Source organism: Pseudomonas sp., from assembly GCF_035512415.1.
Lineage (GTDB): Bacteria > Pseudomonadota > Gammaproteobacteria > Pseudomonadales > Pseudomonadaceae > Aquipseudomonas.
Map to the genome: position 1 here is coordinate 1 of NZ_DATKDZ010000008.1, position 20,459 is coordinate 20,459.

Annotated in this window: 17 protein-coding genes and 1 pseudogene; 11 read left to right on the forward strand and 7 right to left on the reverse strand. The window is 62.4% G+C overall.

The genetic code is table 11. The features are described from left to right. Positions 1-84 precede the first annotated feature (84 nt). Positions 85-1,221, forward strand: coding sequence for an IS481 family transposase (locus VMP31_RS03225; protein ID WP_325504016.1), 1,137 nt, complete (start codon positions 85-87; stop codon positions 1,219-1,221). A gap of 57 nt (positions 1,222-1,278) precedes the next feature. On the opposite strand, the pseudogene VMP31_RS03230 reads toward VMP31_RS03225, so the two are convergent. The 3 genes and pseudogenes from VMP31_RS03230 to VMP31_RS03240 form a co-directional block, all read right to left on the reverse strand. Then, positions 1,279-1,848: pseudogene (locus tag VMP31_RS03230) on the reverse strand (Bcr/CflA family efflux MFS transporter); the annotation flags it as partial. Positions 1,849-2,043: 195 nt separating this feature from the next. After that, positions 2,044-5,160 carry an efflux RND transporter permease subunit gene (locus VMP31_RS03235; protein WP_325504018.1) on the reverse strand — a complete coding sequence of 1,039 codons (3,117 nt, stop codon included), beginning with the start codon at positions 5,158-5,160 and terminating at the stop codon, positions 2,044-2,046. Positions 5,161-5,172: 12 nt separating this feature from the next. Beyond that, a complete protein-coding gene (locus tag VMP31_RS03240; protein WP_325504020.1) occupies positions 5,173-6,312 on the reverse strand; it encodes an efflux RND transporter periplasmic adaptor subunit in 1,140 nt (379 codons plus the stop codon). A gap of 148 nt (positions 6,313-6,460) precedes the next feature. On the opposite strand from VMP31_RS03240, the gene VMP31_RS03245 reads away from it, so the two are divergent. Then, a complete protein-coding gene (locus tag VMP31_RS03245; RefSeq protein WP_325504022.1) occupies positions 6,461-7,105 on the forward strand; it encodes a TetR family transcriptional regulator in 645 nt (214 codons plus the stop codon). Here VMP31_RS03245 and VMP31_RS03250 read toward each other — a convergent pair. After that, on the reverse strand, positions 7,092-7,304 hold the full coding sequence (locus VMP31_RS03250) for a heavy-metal-associated domain-containing protein (protein WP_325504024.1): 213 nt from the start codon (positions 7,302-7,304) through the stop codon (positions 7,092-7,094). The genes VMP31_RS03245 and VMP31_RS03250 overlap by 14 nt on opposite strands. Before the next feature lie 259 nt (positions 7,305-7,563). Between VMP31_RS03250 and VMP31_RS03255 the strand changes: the two genes are divergently transcribed. Beyond that, positions 7,564-9,951 (forward strand): heavy metal translocating P-type ATPase, encoded by a 2,388-nt coding sequence (locus VMP31_RS03255; RefSeq protein WP_325504026.1) that lies wholly within the window; start codon positions 7,564-7,566, stop codon positions 9,949-9,951. 94 nt (positions 9,952-10,045) lie between these two features. Next, entirely contained in the window at positions 10,046-10,444 is a 399-nt protein-coding gene (gene cueR, locus VMP31_RS03260) for a Cu(I)-responsive transcriptional regulator (RefSeq protein WP_325504028.1), read from the forward strand. 120 nt (positions 10,445-10,564) lie between these two features. On the opposite strand, the gene VMP31_RS03265 is transcribed toward cueR, so the two are convergent. Next, positions 10,565-11,152, reverse strand: a complete 588-nt coding sequence (locus VMP31_RS03265; protein WP_325504030.1) for an HAD family hydrolase — start codon at positions 11,150-11,152, stop codon at positions 10,565-10,567. Continuing rightward, complete coding sequence (gene tesB / locus VMP31_RS03270) at positions 11,149-12,018, reverse strand: acyl-CoA thioesterase II (RefSeq protein ID WP_325504032.1); 870 nt, start codon at positions 12,016-12,018, stop codon at positions 11,149-11,151. The genes VMP31_RS03265 and tesB overlap by 4 nt, the downstream gene beginning before the upstream one ends. A gap of 184 nt (positions 12,019-12,202) precedes the next feature. Between tesB and VMP31_RS03275 the strand changes: the two genes are divergently transcribed. The 3 genes from VMP31_RS03275 to VMP31_RS03285 all read left to right on the forward strand — a co-directional run bounded on the left by VMP31_RS03275 (position 12,203) and on the right by VMP31_RS03285 (position 15,407). Further along, positions 12,203-13,123 (forward strand): histone deacetylase, encoded by a 921-nt coding sequence (locus VMP31_RS03275; protein WP_325504033.1) that lies wholly within the window; start codon positions 12,203-12,205, stop codon positions 13,121-13,123. Between the two features lie 239 nt (positions 13,124-13,362). After that, positions 13,363-14,526 (forward strand): class C beta-lactamase, encoded by a 1,164-nt coding sequence (gene ampC, locus VMP31_RS03280; protein WP_325504035.1) that lies wholly within the window; start codon positions 13,363-13,365, stop codon positions 14,524-14,526. Positions 14,527-14,759: 233 nt separating this feature from the next. Beyond that, positions 14,760-15,407: a hypothetical protein gene (locus VMP31_RS03285; protein ID WP_325504037.1), complete on the forward strand. Its 648-nt coding sequence runs from the start codon at positions 14,760-14,762 to the stop codon at positions 15,405-15,407. Between the two features lie 62 nt (positions 15,408-15,469). On the opposite strand, the gene VMP31_RS03290 is transcribed toward VMP31_RS03285, so the two are convergent. Beyond that, positions 15,470-16,603, reverse strand: coding sequence for an aminotransferase class V-fold PLP-dependent enzyme (locus tag VMP31_RS03290; RefSeq protein WP_325504039.1), 1,134 nt, complete (start codon positions 16,601-16,603; stop codon positions 15,470-15,472). A 293-nt stretch (positions 16,604-16,896) separates the two neighbouring features. Between VMP31_RS03290 and VMP31_RS03295 the strand changes: the two genes are divergently transcribed. From VMP31_RS03295 to VMP31_RS03310, 4 genes are all read left to right on the forward strand, one after another. Next, complete coding sequence (locus VMP31_RS03295; RefSeq protein WP_325504041.1) at positions 16,897-18,132, forward strand: TIGR03862 family flavoprotein; 1,236 nt, start codon at positions 16,897-16,899, stop codon at positions 18,130-18,132. Between the two features lie 130 nt (positions 18,133-18,262). After that, positions 18,263-18,709 (forward strand): DUF2846 domain-containing protein, encoded by a 447-nt coding sequence (locus VMP31_RS03300; RefSeq protein WP_325504043.1) that lies wholly within the window; start codon positions 18,263-18,265, stop codon positions 18,707-18,709. Between the two features lie 258 nt (positions 18,710-18,967). After that, entirely contained in the window at positions 18,968-19,969 is a 1,002-nt protein-coding gene (locus VMP31_RS03305; RefSeq protein ID WP_325504045.1) for a response regulator, read from the forward strand. 11 nt (positions 19,970-19,980) lie between these two features. After that, a complete protein-coding gene (locus tag VMP31_RS03310) occupies positions 19,981-20,436 on the forward strand; it encodes a PAS domain-containing protein (RefSeq protein WP_325504047.1) in 456 nt (151 codons plus the stop codon). Positions 20,437-20,459 lie beyond the last annotated feature (23 nt).

Genomic DNA, 20,459 nt, shown 5'->3' on the forward strand with positions numbered 1-20,459 from the left:
GCCGGGAGACATAGGTAACAGGTGTCGGGAGACATAGGTAACGCATTTAGGCTTACGGAATCTTTCGAATGAGGAGTTCGAGCGATGCCGTGGCAGGAGTGCACCACCATGTCGATACGACGCGAATTCGTGTTGTTAGCCGAGCAGCCCCAGAGCAATATTCGAGAGCTCTGTCGACGCTATGAGATCAGCCCCAAGACCGCGTACAAATGGCTGCATCGCTATCGAGAGCAAGGCGATACAGGGCTTCAGGATCAATCCCGATGCCCACTGCAAAGTCCAAGACGAAGTAGTTCTGAGCTGGAGCAGGAGGTGGTGCGGCTACACCACCAATTTCCTTACTGGGGGGCTCGCAAGCTTCTCTGCTTGTTGCCCGATGGGGTTAAGCGACCGCACCACAGCACCATCGATGCGATTCTCCGCCGCCACGGTTGCCAGGTGCGCTATAACGCCGGGGAGGCGCATGCCCCGGCGACTCGGCGCTTTGAGCATGAGCGGCCAAACGAGCTGTGGCAGATCGACTTCAAGGGCAACTTCCACCTCTCGGATCGCCACTCTCCACGCTGTCACCCACTGACGGTGCTGGATGACCACTCACGCTTTGCGCTTTGCCTGGAGTCCTGTGAGGGGGAGCGTTTGGAGCTGGTCCGCCCCAAGCTGATCCAGGTTTTTCGTCGCTATGGCCTGCCTCGCCGAATAACGGCAGATAACGGCCCACCCTGGGGTTCGAACATCGAAGGCGGCTTATCGACACTGGAGGTCTGGCTGATGCGCCTGGGCATCGAAGTTAGCCATAGCCGCCCTCATCACCCACAGACCCAGGGCAAGCTGGAGCGCTTCCATCAAACCCTCAAGCGGGAGCTGCTACATCGCACCTTCAGCGATCTGCAACACTGCCAGCGCGTGATGGATCACTGGCGGTCACAATACAACCAGCAGCGGCCTCATGAGGCGCTGGGCCAGTTACCACCGATATCGCGCTACCAGCCCAGCGTGCGCAGCTATCCGGAACAACTGCCGGAAATTGAGTATGAACCTGGAGATAGGGTGCTCAAGGTGAGTGGAACAGGGCAGGTTCGATTTGAAGGTAAAAGCCGTTTTGTTGGTGGCGGTCTGCTGGGCGAGCGAGTGGCCATCCGCCCGACCAAGGTGGATGACGTCTACGATGTAATTTTCATCCACAAGACCATCCGCCAGCTCGACTTGAGAAAGCGCAAGTGAGGATCAACAACCCGTTACCCATGTCTCCCGACAGGCGTTACCCATGTATCCCGGCTGAACAGGCGGTGCATCCTTGGCCAGGGTTTCCGGCAGCCACAAGGCCACGGCCAGCAGGCACAGGGTGCCGAACAGGGCCAGGCAGATAAAGATCGACGGCCAGCCCAGGGTGCTCAGCAGCAAGCCACCCGCCAGCGGCGCGAGGATCGGGGCCAGGCCCATCACCAGCATCAGCTGGGAAAACGCCTTGGCTGAATTGATCGGGTCGCACAGGTCGCGCACCACCGCCCGCGACACCACCATGCCGGCGCAGCCGCCCAGGGCCTGGACGAAGCGCGCGCCGATCAGCCACTCCAGGCTCGGGGCCAGGGCGCAGGCCAGCGACGCCAGGCTGAACAGCAGTACCCCGGCCAGCAGCGGCTTGCGCCGGCCGAAACGATCGGCCAGGGGCCCATAGATCAGCTGACCAATGGCCAGCCCGGCAAAATAGGCCGACAGCGATAGCTGCACATGCTCAACATCGGTGGCGAACACCCGCGCCAGGGTGGGGAAGCTCGGCAGATAGAAATCGATGGCCAGAGGCCCGAAGGCGCTCAGCGCGCCAAGGATCAGCAGAATACGTAGGGGCATGGTGGCTCAATAGTGCAAGCGGTTAAACGAATGACGTTCCGGTTCGTAGGGTGGGTTAGTGGCGCGGAACCGGGCTAGCACGACAACGACGAAAGTAGCGCGCCACGTAACCCACCAGGCGGTAATCGGTATATCCCGCCTGGTGGGTTACGGCGCGCCAAAGGCTCCGGCCTGACCGAGCCTCTGCGCACGCGCCTAACCCACCCTACGGCCCTTGCCGATCTTCTCTGCCAGCGATTCCACCAGCAGGTAGAACATCGGAATCAGGAAGATCGCCAGGAAGGTCGCCGCCAGCATGCCGCCGATCACCCCGGTGCCGATCGAATGACGACTGGCCGAGCCTGCGCCCGAGCTGATCGCCAGCGGCACAACGCCGAGGATAAACGCCAGGGAGGTCATGATGATCGGGCGGAAACGCAGGCGCGAGGCCTCCAGCGCCGACTCGAAGATGCCCATGCCCTGCTGCCGGTTTAACACCGCAAACTCGACGATCAGGATGGCGTTTTTCGCCGCCAGACCGATCAGGGTGACCAGGCCGACCTGGAAGTACAGGTCGTTCTCGATACCGCGCAGCCACACCGCGAGAATCGCCCCGAATACCGCAAACGGCACCGCGGTAACCACCGCCAGCGGCAGGGTCCAGCGCTCGTACTGCGCGGCGAGAATCAGGAACACCATGATCAGGCCGAAGATGAAGGCACTGCTGCCCGAGCCCTGGGACGCCAGTTCCTGGAAGGCCGAGCCGGTCCAGCCGATGCTGTAATCGCTGCCCAGCACTTCATCCGCCACTTGCTGAATCGCGCCTAACGCCTGACCTGAGCTGTAACCCGGTGCCGGCCCGCCGAGAATCTTCGCCGCCGGGTAGACGTTGAAGCGCGCGTAGGTATCCGGGCCGAGAATCCGCTCGACCTTGACCAGGCTGGCCAGCGACACCAGCTCACCACTGGCGGCGCGCACATAGACCTGGGACAGGTCTTCCGGCTTGCTGCGGAACTCCGCCTCGGCCTGCAGGCTGACCTGGAAGGTGCGTCCATACAGGCTGAAGTCGTTGACGTAGTAGCTGCCGAAGGTCGCCTGCATAGCGGTGAATACATCATTGACCGGTACGCCCAGGGCGCGCGCCTTGGTGCGGTCCAGGTCGATAAAGTACTGCGGCACGTTGGCGCTGAAGGTGCTCTGCACCCCAGCCAGCTCAGGGCGCTGGGCCGCAGCGGCGAGGAAGGCCTGGACCTTCTCGGCCAGCTGCGCGGTGGTGCCGCCGCTGCGATCCTGGATATAGCCTTCGAAACCGCCGGTGGTGCTCATGCCAGTGATCGGCGGCGGATTGAAGCTCATCACCATGCCGTCCTTCTGCGCCGCACCCATGCCCATAAATTCGCCGGTCAGGTTGCGCGCGTCCAGCTCGGGGGTGGTGCGCTCGCTCCAGTCTTTCAGCGGTACAAAGGACACCCCGGCGTTGCTACGGGTACCGAAGGTCAGCACGTCGAAGCCGGCGAAGGTCACCACGTCCTTTACTGCAGGGTGCGCCATCAGCTGCTGGGTCACGTCGCTGGTGAGCTTCTCGGTGCGGGTCAGCGAGGCGGCGGGTGGCAGGAAGTAGGCGTTGATCACATAGCCCTGGTCTTCATTGGGCACCAGGGAGCTGGGCACCCGGTTGAACAGCACCACGATCAGCGCAGCCATCGCGCCGAACAACAGCAGGCCGACCGCCGAACGCTTGAGGAAGAAGCGCACCCCTGCGGTGTAGCCGCTAGTCAGCTTGTCGAAGACCCGGTTGAAAGCGCGGAAAGGGGCCGCCGGCTCGTGATGACCCGGTTTGAGCAGCAAGGCGCACAGTGCCGGGCTCAGGGTCAGAGCGACGATGCCGGAGATCACCACCGACACGGCAATGGTGATGGCGAACTGTTTATACATCTCCCCGGCCAGGCCGCCGAGGAAGCCCACCGGCACGAATACCGCGCAGAGCACCAGGACGATGGCGATGATCGGCCCGGTGACTTCCTCCATGGCCTTGATGGTCGCCTCGCGCGGGCCGAGCTTGTCGGTGGCCATGACCCGCTCGACGTTTTCGATCACCACAATGGCGTCGTCCACCACGATACCGATGGCCAGCACCATGCCGAACAGGGTCAGCAGGTTGATGGAGAAGCCGAGCAGATACATGCCGGCAAAGGTGCCGATCAACGACACCGGAATGGCCAGCACCGGGATCAGCGTGGCGCGCCAGTTCTGCAGGAAGATAAACACCACCAGCACCACCAGCACCAGGGCCTCGAAGAAGGTGTGGATCACCTCCTTGATCGACACCTGAACGAATTTGGTGGTGTCGTAGGGCACCGTGTAGGTCATGCCGCTGGGGAAGTTCTTCGACAGTCGTTCCAGCGTGGCGTTGACCGCGGCCGCGGCGTCCAGGGCATTGGCTCCGGGTTGCAGGTAGACGCCGAAGGCGGCGTTCTGCTGACCGTTGAGCGAGGTCATCAGCGAGTAGTCCTGGGCCCCCAGCTCGATCCGCGCGACATCCTTGAGCAACAGGCTGGCACCGGTGTCATCGGTACGCAGAATCACGTTTTCGAATTCTTTCGGGTCGGTGAAGCGGCCCTGGGTGGTCACCGTGTAGGTGAAGTCCTGCTCCTGCTTGAGCGGCTGCTGGCCGAAGCTGCCGGCGGCGAACTGCGAGTTCTGCTCACGGATCGCATTGACCACGTCGGTGGGCGTCAGGTTGAACTGCGCCAGCTTGTCCGGGCGCAGCCAGATACGCATGGAATAGTCTTTCGAACCGAACTGGGTGACGTCGCCGATACCCGGCAGGCGCTTGAGTTCGTCGATCACGTTGATCAGCGCGTAGTTGCTGATATACACCGGGTCGCGCGAGCCATCCGGGGAATACAGGGTCACCACCTGAAGGATGTCCGAAGACTTCTTCTGCACCTTGACGCCCTGCCGACGCACTTCCTCCGGCAGTTTGGCCAGGGCGGCCTGCACCCGGTTGTTGACGTCGATAGTGGCCTGGTCCGGGTCGCGCCCGACCTCGAAATACACCGACAGGCTCATGGCGTTGCCGCCGGAGTTGGACTGCTGGTAGATCATCCCCTCGACGCCGTTGATCGACTGCTCCAGCGGCGCGGCCACCGTTTCGGCGATCACCTGGGCGCTGGCCCCGCCATAGCTGGCGCTGACCGACACCTGCGGCGGGAGGATCTGCGGGTACTGGGCAATCGGCAGGCTGCGCATGGCCATCAGGCCCGCCAGCACGATAACGATGGAAATGACCGCGGCGAACACCGGGCGGTCGATAAAGAAGCGTGAGATCACCGGAAACGCTCCTTAGGATTGGCTGGCGGCGGGGGCGACAACTTTTACCGGGCTGTCCGGGCGCACCTTGGGCAGGCCCTCAACAATTACCCGCTCGCCAGCGCTGATGCCGGAGACGATCACCCAGCGCCCCTTGGCGGTGTGCCCGGTGGTGACCTGACGCATACGCGCCACGCCGCCTTCATCCACCACATAAACAAAGGTGCCGCCTGGGCCCTGGGCAACCGCCCGCTCAGGCAGGGTCATCGCGTTGGGCATATTCAAGCCCAGAACCCGCACCCGCACGAACTGCCCGGGCAGCAGCTTCTGCTCGGGGTTGGGGACCACGGCGCGGGCGCTGACAGTGCCGGTGCCGCGATCGATCAGGCTGTCGGTAAAGTCCACCTTGCCTTCCAGCGGGTAGATCGCGCCGTCGCCCAGGGTGATCTGCACACTCATCTTGCCGTCTTCAGGCAGCACCAGGCTGCCGTTCTGCAGGCCGCTGCGCACGCCTTCCACATCGGAGTCCGGGGCGGCGAAGTTGACGTAGATGGGATCGAGCTGGGTGATATTGCTCAGCAGGCTGGCATTCGGGTCGCCGGCCACCATCAGGCTGCCTTCGGAGACGGTTTCCTTGCTGGTGATCCCGGAAATCGGCGCTTTCACCGTGGTGTAGTCGAGGTCGATCTGCTTGGACAGCACCTCGGCCTCGGCAGCCTGGATATTGGCCTTGCTCTGTTCGAAGTTGGAGATGGCGTTATCCAGCTCACTCTCGCTGGCGAAGCCCTTTTTCTGCAGCTCGCGGATGCGCTTGAGATCGCGCTCGGTCTGCCGGTAGCGCGCCTGCTCCTGGGCCAGCGCGCCCTTGGCGCGGCTCAGTGCGGCCTGATAGGTGCGCGGGTCGATGCGAAACATCACCTGGCCCTGCTTGACCTGGCTACCTTCCAGATAGGTGCGTTCCTGCAGGATGCCACTGACCTGAGCGCGCACCTGCACCTCGCGGTAACCGGCGGTACGCGCGGAATATTCCAACTCCAGCGGCAACGCCTCGGCCTTGACGGTTTCCACCACCACCTCGGGTGCAGGCGGTGCATCGGCGGCCTGCAGTGCAGACGCGAGGGATGCAAACAACAAAGCCCCGAGGGTAACGGGGAAATGACGGGAAAAAAGCATGAGTGTCTCCGGGGCAAAGCGGGGCGCTTCATTTGAGACTGGCAATGCTAGTTACATACACAAGTGTTTGTAAATAGAACATTACCCTTAACTTCATTACACTTTGGCCACCAACGCCTTGAGCCTAGCCAGAAATCAGCCTGCCGCCATGCGCCGAACCAAAGAAGAAGCCGAGCAAACCCGCTGCGCCATCCTGGCCGCTGCCGAAACCCTGTTTCTGGAAAAAGGCGTGGCGCACACCAGCCTGGAGCACATTGCGCGGCATGCTGGGGTGACGCGCGGCGCGGTGTATTGGCACTTTGCCAACAAGGCGCACCTGTTCAACGCCATGCTCGGCCAGGTACGCCTGCCGCCCGAACAGCTGGCCGAACGCATGCGTGGCTGCCCCGAGCACGACCCACTGCTGACCCTGCGCGAGCTGTGCATCGAGGCCATCGAAAACCTGGCCCGCGACCCGCAGAAGAAGCGCATCTTCACCATCCTGCTGCGCCGCTGCGAATTCACCGAAGAGCTGCGCGAAGCCGAAGAGCGCCACGAGGCCTTTATCAACCTGTTTATCGAACTCTGCGAGCAGCAGTTCAGTGCCCCGGCCGTCGCCCCGCGCTTGCACCCGGGGCTAAGCCCGCGCCTGGCTGCGCGGTCGGTACACGCGCTGCTGATCGGTCTGTTCCACGACTGGTCGCGCGACCCCAATCTGTTCGACCCGCTCAGCGACACCGCGCCGATGGTCGATGCCTGCTTTCGCGGGCTGATCCGCGACTGGCCAGACACTGCAGTACTTACGCCAGGCTGACGCCGTAGCCCTGCTCGACGATCGCCACCATCAGCTGATCCACCGCCACAGTGCTGCTCACCCGCACTTCGCCGCCGGGAAACTTCACCTTCACATCAGCCGCCGGGTCGCAGGCCAACAGCGCCTCGGTAATGGTCTTGACGCAATGTTGGCAGGTCATGCCATCGACCCGGAATGCGTGAACCTGAGATACCTGCATCTTTACTCTCCTGCTTGAATGGATGACCGCTAGTGTGTGCACATGTCGCAAACCTGTAGGAGCACGCCATGCGTGCGAATCGCCGGCATGGCGGAGTGCCGTCCAGCAGCTCCTACAACCCGGACTCCACGACAAATGCTCTGTGACGCGACACTAGTGTCAGGCTTGCCCCATGGGTAAGGTCAAGGCATAAAACAGCACTTGACCTTGCCAGCATGGCAAGGTTGATCCTGTGCTGGAACTCAATGGAGGACCACCCATGTCCAGCCTTACCACCTTCGACCTGCCGATCAGCGGGATGACCTGCGCCAGCTGTGCCGGACGCGTCGAGCGCGCCCTGGCCAAAGTAACCGAGGTCGGCACGGTCAGCGTCAACCTGGCCAGCGAGCAGGCGCGCATCCAGGCTCCGGCCGACAGCCTCGAGCGCCTGGTGAACGCCGTCGAAAGCGCCGGCTACCAGGTACCCAGCACACGCCTGGAACTGGCCCTCGGCGGTATGACCTGCGCCAGCTGCGCCGGACGCATCGAACGCGCCCTGGCCAAGCAGCCGGGCGTGCTGTCGGTCAGCGTCAACCTGGCCAGCGAGCGCGCGCAAGTGCAGATCGTTCGCGGTCTCGACCCACAAACCCTGCTGAGTGCGGTGCAGCAGGCCGGCTATAGCGCCAGCCTGGTAGACGCCGAGCGTCCCGCGCAGGCCGGGGCCGAGCGCCTGCTACAACGGGAGCGCTGGGCGCTGGGCCTGGCCATGCTACTGACCCTGCCCCTGGTTATCCCCATGCTCGCCGACCCCTTCGGCCTGCACTGGATGCTACCGGCCTGGGTGCAATTCGCCCTGGCCACCCCGGTGCAGTTCGTCTTCGGTGCACGCTTCTACCGCGCCGCCTGGAGCGCCCTGCGCGCCCGGGCCGGGAATATGGATCAGCTGGTGGCCATCGGCACCAGCGCCGCCTACGGCCTGAGCCTCTATCAGTGGGCGATAAGCCCGCCCGGCAGCATGCCCCATCTGTATTTCGAAGCCTCGGCGGTGATCATCACCCTGATCCTGCTCGGCAAATACCTGGAAAGCCGCGCCAAACGCCAGACCAGCAGCGCCATCCGCGCCTTGCAGGCGCTACGCCCGGAGCGCGCCTTGCGCCTGCAAGATGGCGTCGAACAATGGGTGGCGCTGGGTGAGCTGCAACTGGGCGACGCCATCGTGGTCAAGCCCGGCGAACGCTTCCCGGTCGACGGGCGGGTCACGCAAGGCCAGAGCCATGCCGACGAGGCGCTGATCAGCGGCGAGAGCCTGCCGCAGCCCAAACAGCCGGGTGACAGCGTCACCGCCGGGGCGATCAACGGCGAGGGCCGCCTGCTGGTGGAAACCACCGCTCTAGGCGCGGAAACCGTGCTGTCCCGCATCATCCGCCTGGTCGAGGACGCCCAGGCCGCGAAAGCGCCGATCCAGAAACTGGTGGATAAAGTCAGCCAGGTGTTCGTCCCGGCGGTGCTGCTGATTGCCCTCGCCACCCTGCTGGTCTGGCTGTTGCTCGGTGCGGGCATCGAAGCCGCGCTGCTCAATGCCGTGGCGGTACTGGTCATCGCCTGCCCCTGCGCCCTGGGCCTGGCCACCCCCACCGCAATCATGGCCGGCACCGGCGTGGCAGCGCGCCACGGCATCCTGATCAAGGACGCCGAAGCCTTGGAAATCGCTCACTCAGTAACCCTGGTGGCCTTCGACAAGACCGGCACCCTGACCTCGGGCGCGCCACGCATCGCCCATATGACGGCGCTCGACGGCGACAGCGCGACCCTGCTGCAACTGGCCGGTGCCCTGCAGCGCGGCAGCGAACACTCACTGGCCAAGGCCGTGCTGGATGCCTGCACCCAGCAACAGCTGGAACTGGCCGAGGTCACGGAAAGCAAGGCCCTGGCCGGCCGTGGTATCGCCGGACGGATAGGCGAACGGCAACTGGCCCTGGGCAACAAACGCCTGCTCGACGAACAGCAGTTGCACAACGAAGAACTGGCCGCCGACGCCCAGGCCTGGGAAGCCGAAGGCCGCACCCTGTCCTGGCTGCTGGAGCTGGCACCGCAACCGCGGGTGCTCGGCCTGTTCGCCTTTGGCGACACCCTGAAAGAAGGCGCAGGCGAAGCCATCGCCGCACTGAACGCCCAGGGCATCGCCAGCCACCTGATCAGCGGCGACAACCAGGGCAGCGTGCAGGCCGTGGCTCAGACCCTGGGCATCACGGCGGCCCATGCCGAAGTGCTGCCAGCGGACAAGGCGGCGATCATCAGCAAGCTGAAAAAAGATGCGGTGGTGGCCATGGTCGGCGACGGCATCAACGACGCCCCAGCTCTGGCCGCCGCCGATGTTGGCATTGCCATGGGCAGCGGCACCGATGTGGCTATGCACGCCGCCGGCATCACCCTGATGCGCGGCGACCCGCGCCTGGTGGCCGACGCCCTGGATATCAGCCGGCGCACCTACAACAAGATCCGCCAGAACCTGTTCTGGGCCTTCGCTTACAACCTGGTCGGCATTCCCCTGGCGGCCGCCGGGCTGCTTAACCCGATGCTCGCCGGCGCAGCCATGGCGCTGTCCAGTGTTAGCGTGGTGAGCAATGCTCTGCTGCTGAAGACCTGGAAACCCAAGGATCAGCGCTAGCAGCCTTGGCATGATCGATTCGTAGGATGGGTGCCAACCCATCATCGCCTGATGGGTTTCACCCATCCTACGCAAGCAGATTGGGAGACAAAAAATGAATATCGGCCAAGCCGCCAAGCAAACCGGCCTTAGCGCCAAGATGATTCGCTACTACGAAAGCATCGACCTGCTACCCGCCGCCGGCCGCACCGACAGCGGCTACCGTCAGTACAACGCGCACGACCTGCATCGCCTGGCCTTTATCAAACGCTCGCGTGATCTGGGCTTTTCCCTCGCCGAAGTCAGCCAGCTACTGGCCCTGTGGCAGGATCGCCAGCGCGCCAGCGCCGACGTCAAGGCCCTGGCCGCCGGGCATATCGCCGAACTGGAACGCAAGATCGAGGAACTCAGCGGCCTGCGCGACACCCTCAAGGACTTGATGGACCACTGCCAGGGCAACGACCGCCCGGACTGCCCGATCCTCAAGGATCTGGAGTCCGGCTGCTGTCATTAAACGACACTGCACTTGCCCGTAGCCCGGATGCAATCCGAGGAATTGCGGGGCCGACGCACGCTGCCCCGGATTGCATCCGGGCTACACACTGCGGTTGCCAGACGGTGCGCACAGCGCACCCTACAACGCCTGCTGCAACGCCCGGCAATCCACGGCGAAATGGTCGGCCAGCTCCGGCCAGGGGTTTTCCGTCAGGTTGACCAGCACGCTGCGCGCCCCGGCAGCGCGGGCGCATTCCAGGTCGAAGCGGTAATCGCCGACCATCACCAGCTCGCTCGGCGCAACCTGCCAGGTTCTGGCGAAATGCAGCAAACCGCCGGGGTCGGGCTTGGGCGGCGCTTCATCACGGCCGATCACGTCCGGTACGGCAAAGCAGTCATCCAGGCCAATGGCGCGCAGGGTCAGCAGCGCCAGTTCATGGGCATTGCGAGTAAGGATGCCGAGGCGACAGCCACGCCCATGCAGCTCGCGCACCAGTTCGATCGCACCCGGTGCCGGCTCGGCGGTCAGCGCCAATTCGCGCTCATGCTCCAGCAGCCAGGCGTGCTTGGCTGCTGCCACAGCCTCAGGCAGCGCGGCCAGATGGCCGAGGATGTCGTCCTCCAGAGGAATATCCAGCGCCCGCTTGATGGCCTCGAAGTCGTGCACCGCCAGGGTCAGGGTGCCGTCCATATCGAATACCCAGTGACGGATACTGCTCAGCTTCACTTCCAATCCTCACGCACGCGGGTCAGCCCCTCTTGCGCCACCGAGGCGACCAACTGGCCCTGGCGATTGAAGATGCTTCCACGGGAGAAGCCACGGGCGTTGCCGGCCCAGGGGCTGTCCATGCTGTACAGCAACCAGTCGTCCATCCGCAGGTTGCCGTGGAACCACAGGGAGTGGTCGAGGCTGGCGACCTGCATAAACTTCTGGAACACCGACACGCCATGGGGCTGCATCGAGGTGGTCAGCAGGTTGAAATCACTCGCGTAGGCCAGCAGCAACTTGTGCAGTTGCGGCTCGTCTGGCAGCGGCGCGGCGGCGCGGAACCACACATGCTTGACCGGCTCGCAGGGCTTGGGCGCAAAGGGGTTGATCAAGGTTACCGGGCGAATTTCGATGGGTTTGTCGCTGGTAGCGCGCTCGCGCATACGCTCGGGAATCATCGCCGCAACCATGCGAGCCAGCTCGGTTTCCGACTTCAGCTCTTCCGGCCCCGGCACTTCCGGCATGGGGTTCTGGTGATGAAAACCTTCTTCATCGAACTGGAACGACGCGCTGCAGGTAAAGATCGGCTTGCCCTTCTGGATCGCCGTCACCCGCCGCGTGCTGAAACTGCCGCCATCGCGCACCCGGTCGACCTGATAGACCACCGGCAGCGTGGCATCGCCGGGGCGCAAAAAGTAGCCGTGCATGGAGTGCACATGGCGCGCGGAGTCGACCGTCTGGCTGGCCGCCGAGACGCACTGGCCCAACACCTGGCCGCCGAACAGCTGGCGAAAACCGAGGTCCTGGCTGACGCCGCGGAATAGATTTTCTTCGATGGTTTCCAGGGTCAGCAGGGCAACCAACTCATTCAACACCTGACTCATGCATGCTCTCCTGTTAACGCACCTGACTGGGGGCACGATGGTAAAGACTTTGCCAAGGCTTGTCGGCCCGGCTGAAAGATGGATGCGGACAATAATGGCAGCATTTTAGCCAATAGACTGCTGGGCTTGAGCGTAAGCAGAGCCTGCCGCCATACTTCGGCCACTTCCGCTCGAGCCCGCCACCATGCGCCTGCCGCTGGTCTATCACGACGATTACAGCCCGCCCTTCCCGGCCAGCCACCGCTTCCCTATGGAAAAGTTTCGCTTGCTGCGCGATCACTTGATCGATAGCGGCCTGTGCACCGACGCCGAGCTGCTACGCCCAGAACGCTGTCCAGCGGACGTGCTGGCCCTGGCCCATTGCCCGGCCTATATCCAGCGTTTTGCCAGCGGCGAACTGGCCCATGAAGAGCAGCGCCGCCTCGGCCTGCCCTGGAGTGCAGCCCTGGCGCAGCGCACCATTCGCGCCGTGGGCGGCTCGCTGCTGGCCGCTGAACAAGCCCTGCAGCACGGCCTGGCCTGCCACCTGGCCGGCGGCACCCACCATGCGCATTACGATCACCCAGCCGGTTTCTGCATCTTCAACGACCTGGCGGTGATCAGTCAGTACCTGCTGGCCAGCGGCAAGGCCCAGCGTGTGCTGATCTTCGACTGCGACGTGCACCAGGGCGACGGCAGCGCGCGCCTGCTGGAAAACACCCCGGAGGCGATCACCGTATCGCTGCATTGCGAGAAGAACTACCCGGCGCGCAAGGCGCTTAGCGACTGGGATATTCCCCTGCCCAACGGTATGGGCGATGCCGAGTATCTCAAGGTGGTGGATGACACCCTGAACTACCTGCTGCCGCTGTATCAGCCGGATATCGTGCTCTACGACGCCGGCGTCGATGTGCACCAGCACGACGCCCTCGGCTACCTCAACCTGACTGACGCCGGCATCGCCGCCCGTGACCAAGCAGTGCTCAACCACTGCCTGGGCCGCGATATCCCCGTAGTCGGGCTGATCGGCGGCGGCTACGACAAGGACCGCATGGCCCTGGCCAAACGCCACGGCATACTGCATCACAGCGCGGCAAAGGTCTGGCAGGCACGCGGGCTGGGATAACGTATTGCATTCGACCATCACCACTGAGCCTGGGATGGCCTGGCCCGTAGGGTGCGCCGTGCGCACCAACCCGGTTGCAAATCCTTGGTGCGCACGGCGCACCCTACCTGTTGCAGTCTTTGCAAGACGGGTTCTGGCCTGCCCAGTCATGCCACGCATCAACGGCACAGAGCCGGGATAAAACCAGCACCGGGCGCGGTCATATCGCGCATCTTCACGATCAAGGAATCTCGCACACTATGCACGGAAGACTCAAAACACTGCTGACCGCACTCGCACTTGCCACCTGCACTGCCGCGCAAGCAACAGACAGGCTGCAATCGCTGGTGGACGCCAGCGTCCGCCCGGTAATGGAGGAATACGATATCGCCGGCATGGCCGTAGCGATCAGCCACAACGGCCAGGCCCACTACTTCAACTATGGCGTGGCGCGCCTGGACGACCAGCAAGCGGTGACCCGCGACACCCTGTTTGAAATCGGCTCACTGAGTAAACCCCTCACCGCCACCCTAGCCGCCCTGGCGCAGACCACCGGCAAACTGACCCTCTCCGACAGCGCCGGACAGCACTGGCCTGAGCTGCGCGGCAGCCAGCTGGAACACGCCAGCCTGCTCAACCTCGGCACCTACACCGCCGGGGGGCTGCCGCTGCAGTTCCCTGACAACGTGACCGACCCGGCCAGCATGCTCGCCTATTACCGCCAGTGGCAGCCCGAGCATATCGCTGGTACTCACAGACGCTATTCCAACCCCAGCATTGGTCTGCTCGGCATGCTCGCCGCCAAGAGCATGGGCCAGCCGTTCCCCACCCTTATGGAAGGCACGCTGTTCCCCGCGCTCGGCATGCCGCACAGCTATATCCAGGTGCCGACTGCGCAGATGCCGCGCTATGCCTACGGCTACAGCAAAGACAACCAACCGCTGCGGGTTACACCGGGGATGCTCGACGCCGAAGCCTACGGGGTAAAAACCAACGCCAAGGACATGCTGCGTTTTGTCCAGGCCAACCTCAATCCTGCAGGCCTGAGCGAAGACCTACAACGCGCCATCGCCATGACCCACAGCGGCTATTACCGCGTCGGCGAGATGACCCAGGGCCTCGGCTGGGAGCGCTACCCCTACCCGATCAGCCTGGAACGACTGCAGGCTGGCAACTCCCCGGCCATGGCCCTGGAAGCGCAACCCGCCACGCGCCTGCTGCCACCGGAGTTCGAGCCGGGCGATAGCCTGTTCAATAAAACCGGCTCCACCGGCGGCTTCGGTGCCTACGCCGTATTTGTCCCCAGCCAGAATCTGGGCCTGGTACTGCTGGCCAACAAGAACTACCCCAACACAGCCAGGATCAAGGTCGCGCACGCCATACTGAGCGCGCTGGATAAAACCACGAACGCGCCCGAGCAATAAGCACAGAACAGCCCGTAGGATGGCGTTGAGCGTAGCGATACCCATCGGCTGTTAGAGCCGATGGGTTATGGGGAGCGGTTGACCGAGGAGATGGATTAACAGGGGGATTTATTGACGGTTTGATGGGTATCGCGTTGCTCAACCCATCCTACGGGCTGCTACGCTAGCCATCGTACCTGCGGCTTAAACTTACACTCCGCAAAATAAAACCAATAAAGGCGATTGATAAATTCATGGATAAGTACAGATACGTCATCTGCATTTTGCTGCTAGCCACGGGCATAGTGATTGGAGCATCTATAGCTGGAATAGAAATAAACCACCTTCTTAAGTGGGGAAAAATTCTAGAGCCTTTAAACAATCTATCCGCTATTGCAATGGCTGCCGTGGCGATTTATACCCTAAACGCGTGGAGAGAGCAGTTCCGCCACCAGAAAAAATTTGAAGCATTTCAGGAGCTCGGCTACAGCATTGACGACCTGAGAGTAATCCATAGACACATAACAAACATGGAGCACTATTACTGCTCTAAAGCATCAGGCTCTGAGGATTCGACCTTAACAGAAATTAGGAAAGCACTTGACGACACAGGTATAAAATGGAGCATCGCCATAGAGCGGTATACGAAAGCATGGCGTAATTGCATTTTATTTTTGTCAGAGAAAGACATTGAAAAATTTCCAATACCGCCATACGAGCTGCGAGAGAAAATAAATAAAGATTTAACGAAAATCGTCAACGACACCATTGAATCAACAGGCCAAAAAACCTGCATATACATAAGTCTCCAATGCACAAAACTAAACAACGAAATAATAAAAATACTTAAAGACTCAAACCTTGAAATCTATCAACAAGCACAACGAATATTAAAAAACTAGCCGAAACCTAATACCGCACTGCTGGGTAAGCAACGTGTACTTACCCAACAGCGCCCCGGGAATTACCCCGCCAACACCTTATCCAACGCCTGCTCCAGCGTTTCTACAGTGCGTTGGATATTGCCCAGCTTGTCCAGCCCGAACAGCCCCAGGCGGAAGGTCTGGAAGTCCGCCGGCTCATCGCACTGCAGCGGCACGCCCGCGGCGATCTGCAGGCCTTGGGCGGCGAATTTGCTGCCGTTCTTGATGCTGGCATCGGTGGTGTAGCAGACCACCACGCCGGGGGCTTCGAAGCCTTCAGCGGCGACACTTTTAAAGCCTTTGCTAGCCAGCAATGCGCGCACGCGCTCGCCGAGTTCCTGCTGCTGGTTGCGTACGGCGGCAAAGCCGAGGGTCTTGGCCTCGAACATGGCGTCGCGGAAACGCGCCAGGGCATCGCTGGGCATGGTGGCGTGGTAGGCGTGACCGCCCTGCTCGTAGGCCTGCATGATCTGCAGCCATTTCTTCAGGTCGCAGGCAAAGCTGGTGCTCTGGGTGGCTTCGACGCGGGCCTGGGCTGCCTCGCTAAGCATCACCAGGGCGCAGCACGGCGAGGCGCTCCAGCCTTTTTGCGGGGCGCTGATCAGCACGTCGATGCCGCAGGCCTGCATATCCACCCAGAGGGTGCCGGAGGCAATGCAGTCGAGCACAAACAGGCCGCCAACCGCATGCACGGCATCCGCCACGGCGCGCAGGTAATCATCCGGCAGGATCATGCCGGATGAGGTTTCCACATGCGGGGCGAAAACCACCCGGGGCTTTTCCAGAGCGATAACCGCGAGCACATCAGCAAGCCGGGGCGGAGCGAATGCCGCCTGGCTGCCGTCGGTTACCTGGCGGGCCTTGAGCACAATCGACTCAGAGGGTATCTGACCCATCTCGAAAATCTGCGTCCAGCGGTAGCTGAACCAGCCGTTACGCAGCACCAGGCATTTCTGCCCGGTGGCCAGCTGGCGCGCTACCGCTTCCATGCCGAAGGTGCCGCTACCGGGCACGATGGCCACGGCATGGGCGTTGTAGACATGCTTCAGGGTGCTGGAGATATCCTTCATCACGCCCTGAAACGACTGCGACATATGGTTGAGGGAGCGGTCGGTGTAGACCACCGAGTATTCGATCAGGCCGTCAGGGTCGATGCTGGGATAGAGGTCAGACATAAGGGGGCTCCAGGCAGAAATTTCTCTAGGAGCCTGTCGGGCTTGACCGTTCGTAGCGAGGAAAAGCCCGGCTTGAGTCAGTTTTGTTGGTCTTTCGAGGCGGGGGGCCGCCCCGCGAATAGCTGGCTATTTAACGAGAAAGAGCAGCAAAAATGGCCAAGTCCGGTTTTTCCGCAGTAGAACAGTGTTAAGTCCGACAGGCTCCTCGTGACCCTGCCCGAAGCCCGGGCAAATAACAAGGTCGCGGCAGCCTCGGTTAGAATGCACGCCCTTATTTCCCGCCCGGCATAGCCATGACCACTCACGTTCAACAGCCCGCCTCTCGCGTTGCCATTATCGGCGGCGGCCCCGCCGGGTTGATGGCGGCCGAGGTATTGGCCCAGGGTGGCGTGCAGGTCGAGCTGTATGACGGCATGCCCTCGGTGGGGCGCAAGTTTCTCCTGGCCGGGGTCGGCGGCATGAATATCACCCATTCCGAAGCCAAGCCGGCCTTTGTCGGCCGCTATGGCGCGCGCCAAGCGGAAGTGACCGAACTGCTGCAGGACTTCGATGCCGACGCCCTGTGCGTCTGGATTCATGGCCTGGGTATCGACACTTTTGTCGGCACTTCGGGTCGGGTGTTCCCCACCGATATGAAAGCCGCGCCGCTGCTGCGCGCCTGGCTCAAGCGCCTGCGCGAACTGGGCGTGCAAATCCATACACGGCATCGCTGGCTGGGCTGGGATAACCATGGCGCGCTGCGCATCGCCTCGCCCACAGGCGAACACGCAGTACATGTCGATGCCACCCTGCTGGCCCTGGGCGGCGGCAGCTGGGCGCGACTGGGTTCGGACGGTACCTGGGTGCCGCTGCTACAAGCACGCGGCGTGCAGATCGCGCCCTTGCAGGCGAGCAACTGCGGCTTCGATGTCAGCGCCTGGAGCCCCTTTCTGCGCGACAAGTTCGCCGGCGCGCCGCTAAAGAACGTCAGTCTTAACCTGGCTGGTGCAGCGCCGCGTCTGGGCGAGTGTGTGCTGACCGCCAGCGGTATCGAAGGCAGCTTGGTCTACGCCCTGTCGGCCGATATTCGCGAGACGATCAACCAGCATGGCAGCGCTACCGTGCAGCTCGATCTGCTGCCACAGACGCCGCTGAGCAAGCTGCAGGCGGCGCTGAGCAAGCCACGCGGCTCGCAGTCGATGGCCAAACACCTGCATCGCCAGGCCGGTATCGACGGAGTCAAAGTCGCGCTACTGCGTGAACTGGCCAGCAAGGACGCCTTTAACGATCCCGTGCAGCTGGCCGGCGCGATCAAGGCTCTGCCCATCACGCTGATCCGCCCACGGCCACTGGATGAAGCCATCAGCACAGCCGGCGGCGTGCCTTTCGAGCAGCTAGATACACAGCTGATGCTCAAGGCCCTACCCGGCACCTTCTGCGCCGGGGAAATGCTCGACTGGGAAGCCCCCACTGGCGGCTACCTGCTGACTGCCTGCTTTGCCAGCGGCCGCCACGCCGCCCTAGGCATATTGGACCGGCTCAAGCACTAGCATTTAGCCATCACCCGTTCTATTCTCGCCGCCTCGACAAGGATGTGCGAGCTAAAACCACCTCTCCTTGACGAGCCCAAAAAGCGCGAGGCTTTCTGCCTCTTCGCGCACCTACCTCAAGGAGTCAAGGATGCTGAAGTACCTCTCTCTGGCCACCGTTCTAACCGCTGCTGCTCTCTCTACAGGCTGCGCCTCCGTCCCCATGGCAGATGCCAGCCATGACGCTCAGGCCAAGTCTTTCACTGCCCCCGCCGACAAAGCGAACATTTACCTGTATCGCAACGAAAACCTGGGTGCCGCCGTGAAGATGGACGTTTCGTTGAATGACCAGAAAGTGGGCAAGACCGTAGCCAAAACCTACATGCTACTAACAGTGCCCGCCGGCCAGCACACGCTGAAATCCGAAGCAGAAAATGATTCTGTTCTGCAGCTGGCAACCGAAGCCGGGAAGAACTATTTCGTTTGGCAAGAAGTAAAAATGGGGATGCTCTCTGCCCGCAATAAGCTGCAACTGGTGGATGACAGCACCGGCCGTAAAGGCGTGACTGAAAGCACACTGATTCAAACCGCTCAATAATCAATATGGCTGGTTGGTGGCCCCTCTGGTCGCCAACCACGCTAACCGGCCGCAACCACCGGCCCCTCTCGCCCCCGGCCACCCATGGGGCAAAGCGGTTATCTACCGTCCGCCTCGCCAACAGCAGGGCTTGGGCATGCTGCGTTGGTCCAAATGCAGGTCTGTAACCGCGCGCCGCAAACATCTGCGACTATGCTTGGCTGAAGCCGCCCCCGACCAGAGCGGCGCTCTTTCCACGCGCACAGGTGCTCTCCAGCCGTGATCCCTCTAGTGGTCTGCGACGACTCGAATATGGCGCGCAAGCAGTTGATCCGCGCCCTGCCGCCCGAATGGCCGGTAACCATCAGCCAGGCCGGCAATGGCGAGGAGGCCCTTGCGGCGATCCGCCAGGGCCTGGGCCAGGTGATGCTGCTGGACCTGACCATGCCGGTGCTGGATGGCTACGAAACCCTTGCCGCGCTGCGCGCCGAAGGCCTGGCCTGCAAGGTGGTGGTGGTTTCCGGTGACGTGCAGGACGAAGCCGTACGGCGGGTCAAGGCACTCGGCGCGCTGGCCTTTATCAAAAAGCCCGCCGACCCCGAAATACTGCGCAGCACCCTGCTCGAACTCGGTCTGTTCGACCCCAAGGCCACGCCCGGGGCCATGGCCCAGGCGGCGATGATCGATGAGCTGAAGGTGAATTTTCGCGATGCCCTGCGCGAGGTCAGCAACGTCGCCATGGGCCGCGCGGCGGCGCTGCTGGCTCAGGTGCTGGGGGTGTTTGTGCAGTTGCCGCTGCCCCAGGTGAATATCTTCGAAGTCAGCGAGCTGCATATGACCCTGACCGACGCCATGCGCGGCGAGCGCCTGAGCGCGGTGTGCCAGGGCTTTATCGGCGACGGCATCGCTGGCGAGGCGCTGCTGCTGTTCCACGACTCGGAAACCGATGATATGGCGCGCCTGCTCGGCTGGCAGCCGAAGGACGACCTGGAAACCTCGGAAATGCTCCTGGACATGGCCAGCATCCTGATCGGTGCGTGCCTGGCCGGGATTGCCGAACAGATCGATGTGCGCTTCTCCCAGGGCCACCCCCTGCTGCTGGGCCAGCATGCCTCCATCGAGCGGCTGATCCATATCAACCAGCGGCGCTGGAAAAAGACCCTGGCGGTGGAAATCAGCTACAGCCTGGAGGCGCAGAATATCCACTTCGACCTGCTGTTGCTGTTTACCGAAGACTCGATCAAACGCCTGACCCACAAACTCAACTACCTGATGAACTAGACGGTACGCCCATGCCCGCACAGATAGATATCCAAGAAGTGCACTGGCTGCTCGACATCGTGCAGTGCATCGATGTCGGGGTGATCGTCCTCGACCGCCAGTACCAGGTGGAGGTGTGGAACAGCTTTATGGAAAACCACTCAGGCATGGGCCCGGATGAAGTGCAGGGCAAAACCCTGTTCAGCCTGTTCCCGGAAATCGACGAAACCTGGCTACGGCGCAAGGTCGATACCGTGGTGCAGTTGGGCACCCGCGCGTTCAGCCTGTGGGAACAGCGCCCCTATCTGATGCACTTCAAGAACTACCAGCCGATCACCGGACAGGAAGACTTTATGTACCAGAACGTCACCCTGCTGCCGCTGGCCGGCGGCCAGGGCAGCGTCGAGCATGTCTGCGTGGTGATCTACGACATGACCGCTGCAGCTACCCACAAGAAGCAATTGGCGGCGCTTCAGGCCGCGCCCTGAGTAACTCCCCATTACCGTGCGGA

What these genes read in the sequence shown, in the direction of transcription:
- VMP31_RS03225 (WP_325504016.1), top strand. Translation starts at nt 85, where the DNA reads ATGCCGTGGCAGGAGTGCACCACCATGTCGATACGACGCGAATTCGTG.
- VMP31_RS03240 (WP_325504020.1), bottom strand. Translation starts at nt 6,312, where the DNA reads ATGCTTTTTTCCCGTCATTTCCCCGTTACCCTCGGGGCTTTGTTGTTT.
- VMP31_RS03245 (WP_325504022.1), top strand. Translation starts at nt 6,461, where the DNA reads ATGCGCCGAACCAAAGAAGAAGCCGAGCAAACCCGCTGCGCCATCCTG.
- VMP31_RS03250 (WP_325504024.1), bottom strand. Translation starts at nt 7,304, where the DNA reads ATGCAGGTATCTCAGGTTCACGCATTCCGGGTCGATGGCATGACCTGC.
- VMP31_RS03255 (WP_325504026.1), top strand. Translation starts at nt 7,564, where the DNA reads ATGTCCAGCCTTACCACCTTCGACCTGCCGATCAGCGGGATGACCTGC.
- cueR (WP_325504028.1), top strand. Translation starts at nt 10,046, where the DNA reads ATGAATATCGGCCAAGCCGCCAAGCAAACCGGCCTTAGCGCCAAGATG.
- tesB (WP_325504032.1), bottom strand. Translation starts at nt 12,018, where the DNA reads ATGAGTCAGGTGTTGAATGAGTTGGTTGCCCTGCTGACCCTGGAAACC.
- VMP31_RS03275 (WP_325504033.1), top strand. Translation starts at nt 12,203, where the DNA reads ATGCGCCTGCCGCTGGTCTATCACGACGATTACAGCCCGCCCTTCCCG.
- ampC (WP_325504035.1), top strand. Translation starts at nt 13,363, where the DNA reads ATGCACGGAAGACTCAAAACACTGCTGACCGCACTCGCACTTGCCACC.
- VMP31_RS03285 (WP_325504037.1), top strand. Translation starts at nt 14,760, where the DNA reads ATGGATAAGTACAGATACGTCATCTGCATTTTGCTGCTAGCCACGGGC.
- VMP31_RS03290 (WP_325504039.1), bottom strand. Translation starts at nt 16,603, where the DNA reads ATGTCTGACCTCTATCCCAGCATCGACCCTGACGGCCTGATCGAATAC.
- VMP31_RS03295 (WP_325504041.1), top strand. Translation starts at nt 16,897, where the DNA reads ATGACCACTCACGTTCAACAGCCCGCCTCTCGCGTTGCCATTATCGGC.
- VMP31_RS03300 (WP_325504043.1), top strand. Translation starts at nt 18,263, where the DNA reads ATGCTGAAGTACCTCTCTCTGGCCACCGTTCTAACCGCTGCTGCTCTC.
- VMP31_RS03310 (WP_325504047.1), top strand. Translation starts at nt 19,981, where the DNA reads ATGCCCGCACAGATAGATATCCAAGAAGTGCACTGGCTGCTCGACATC.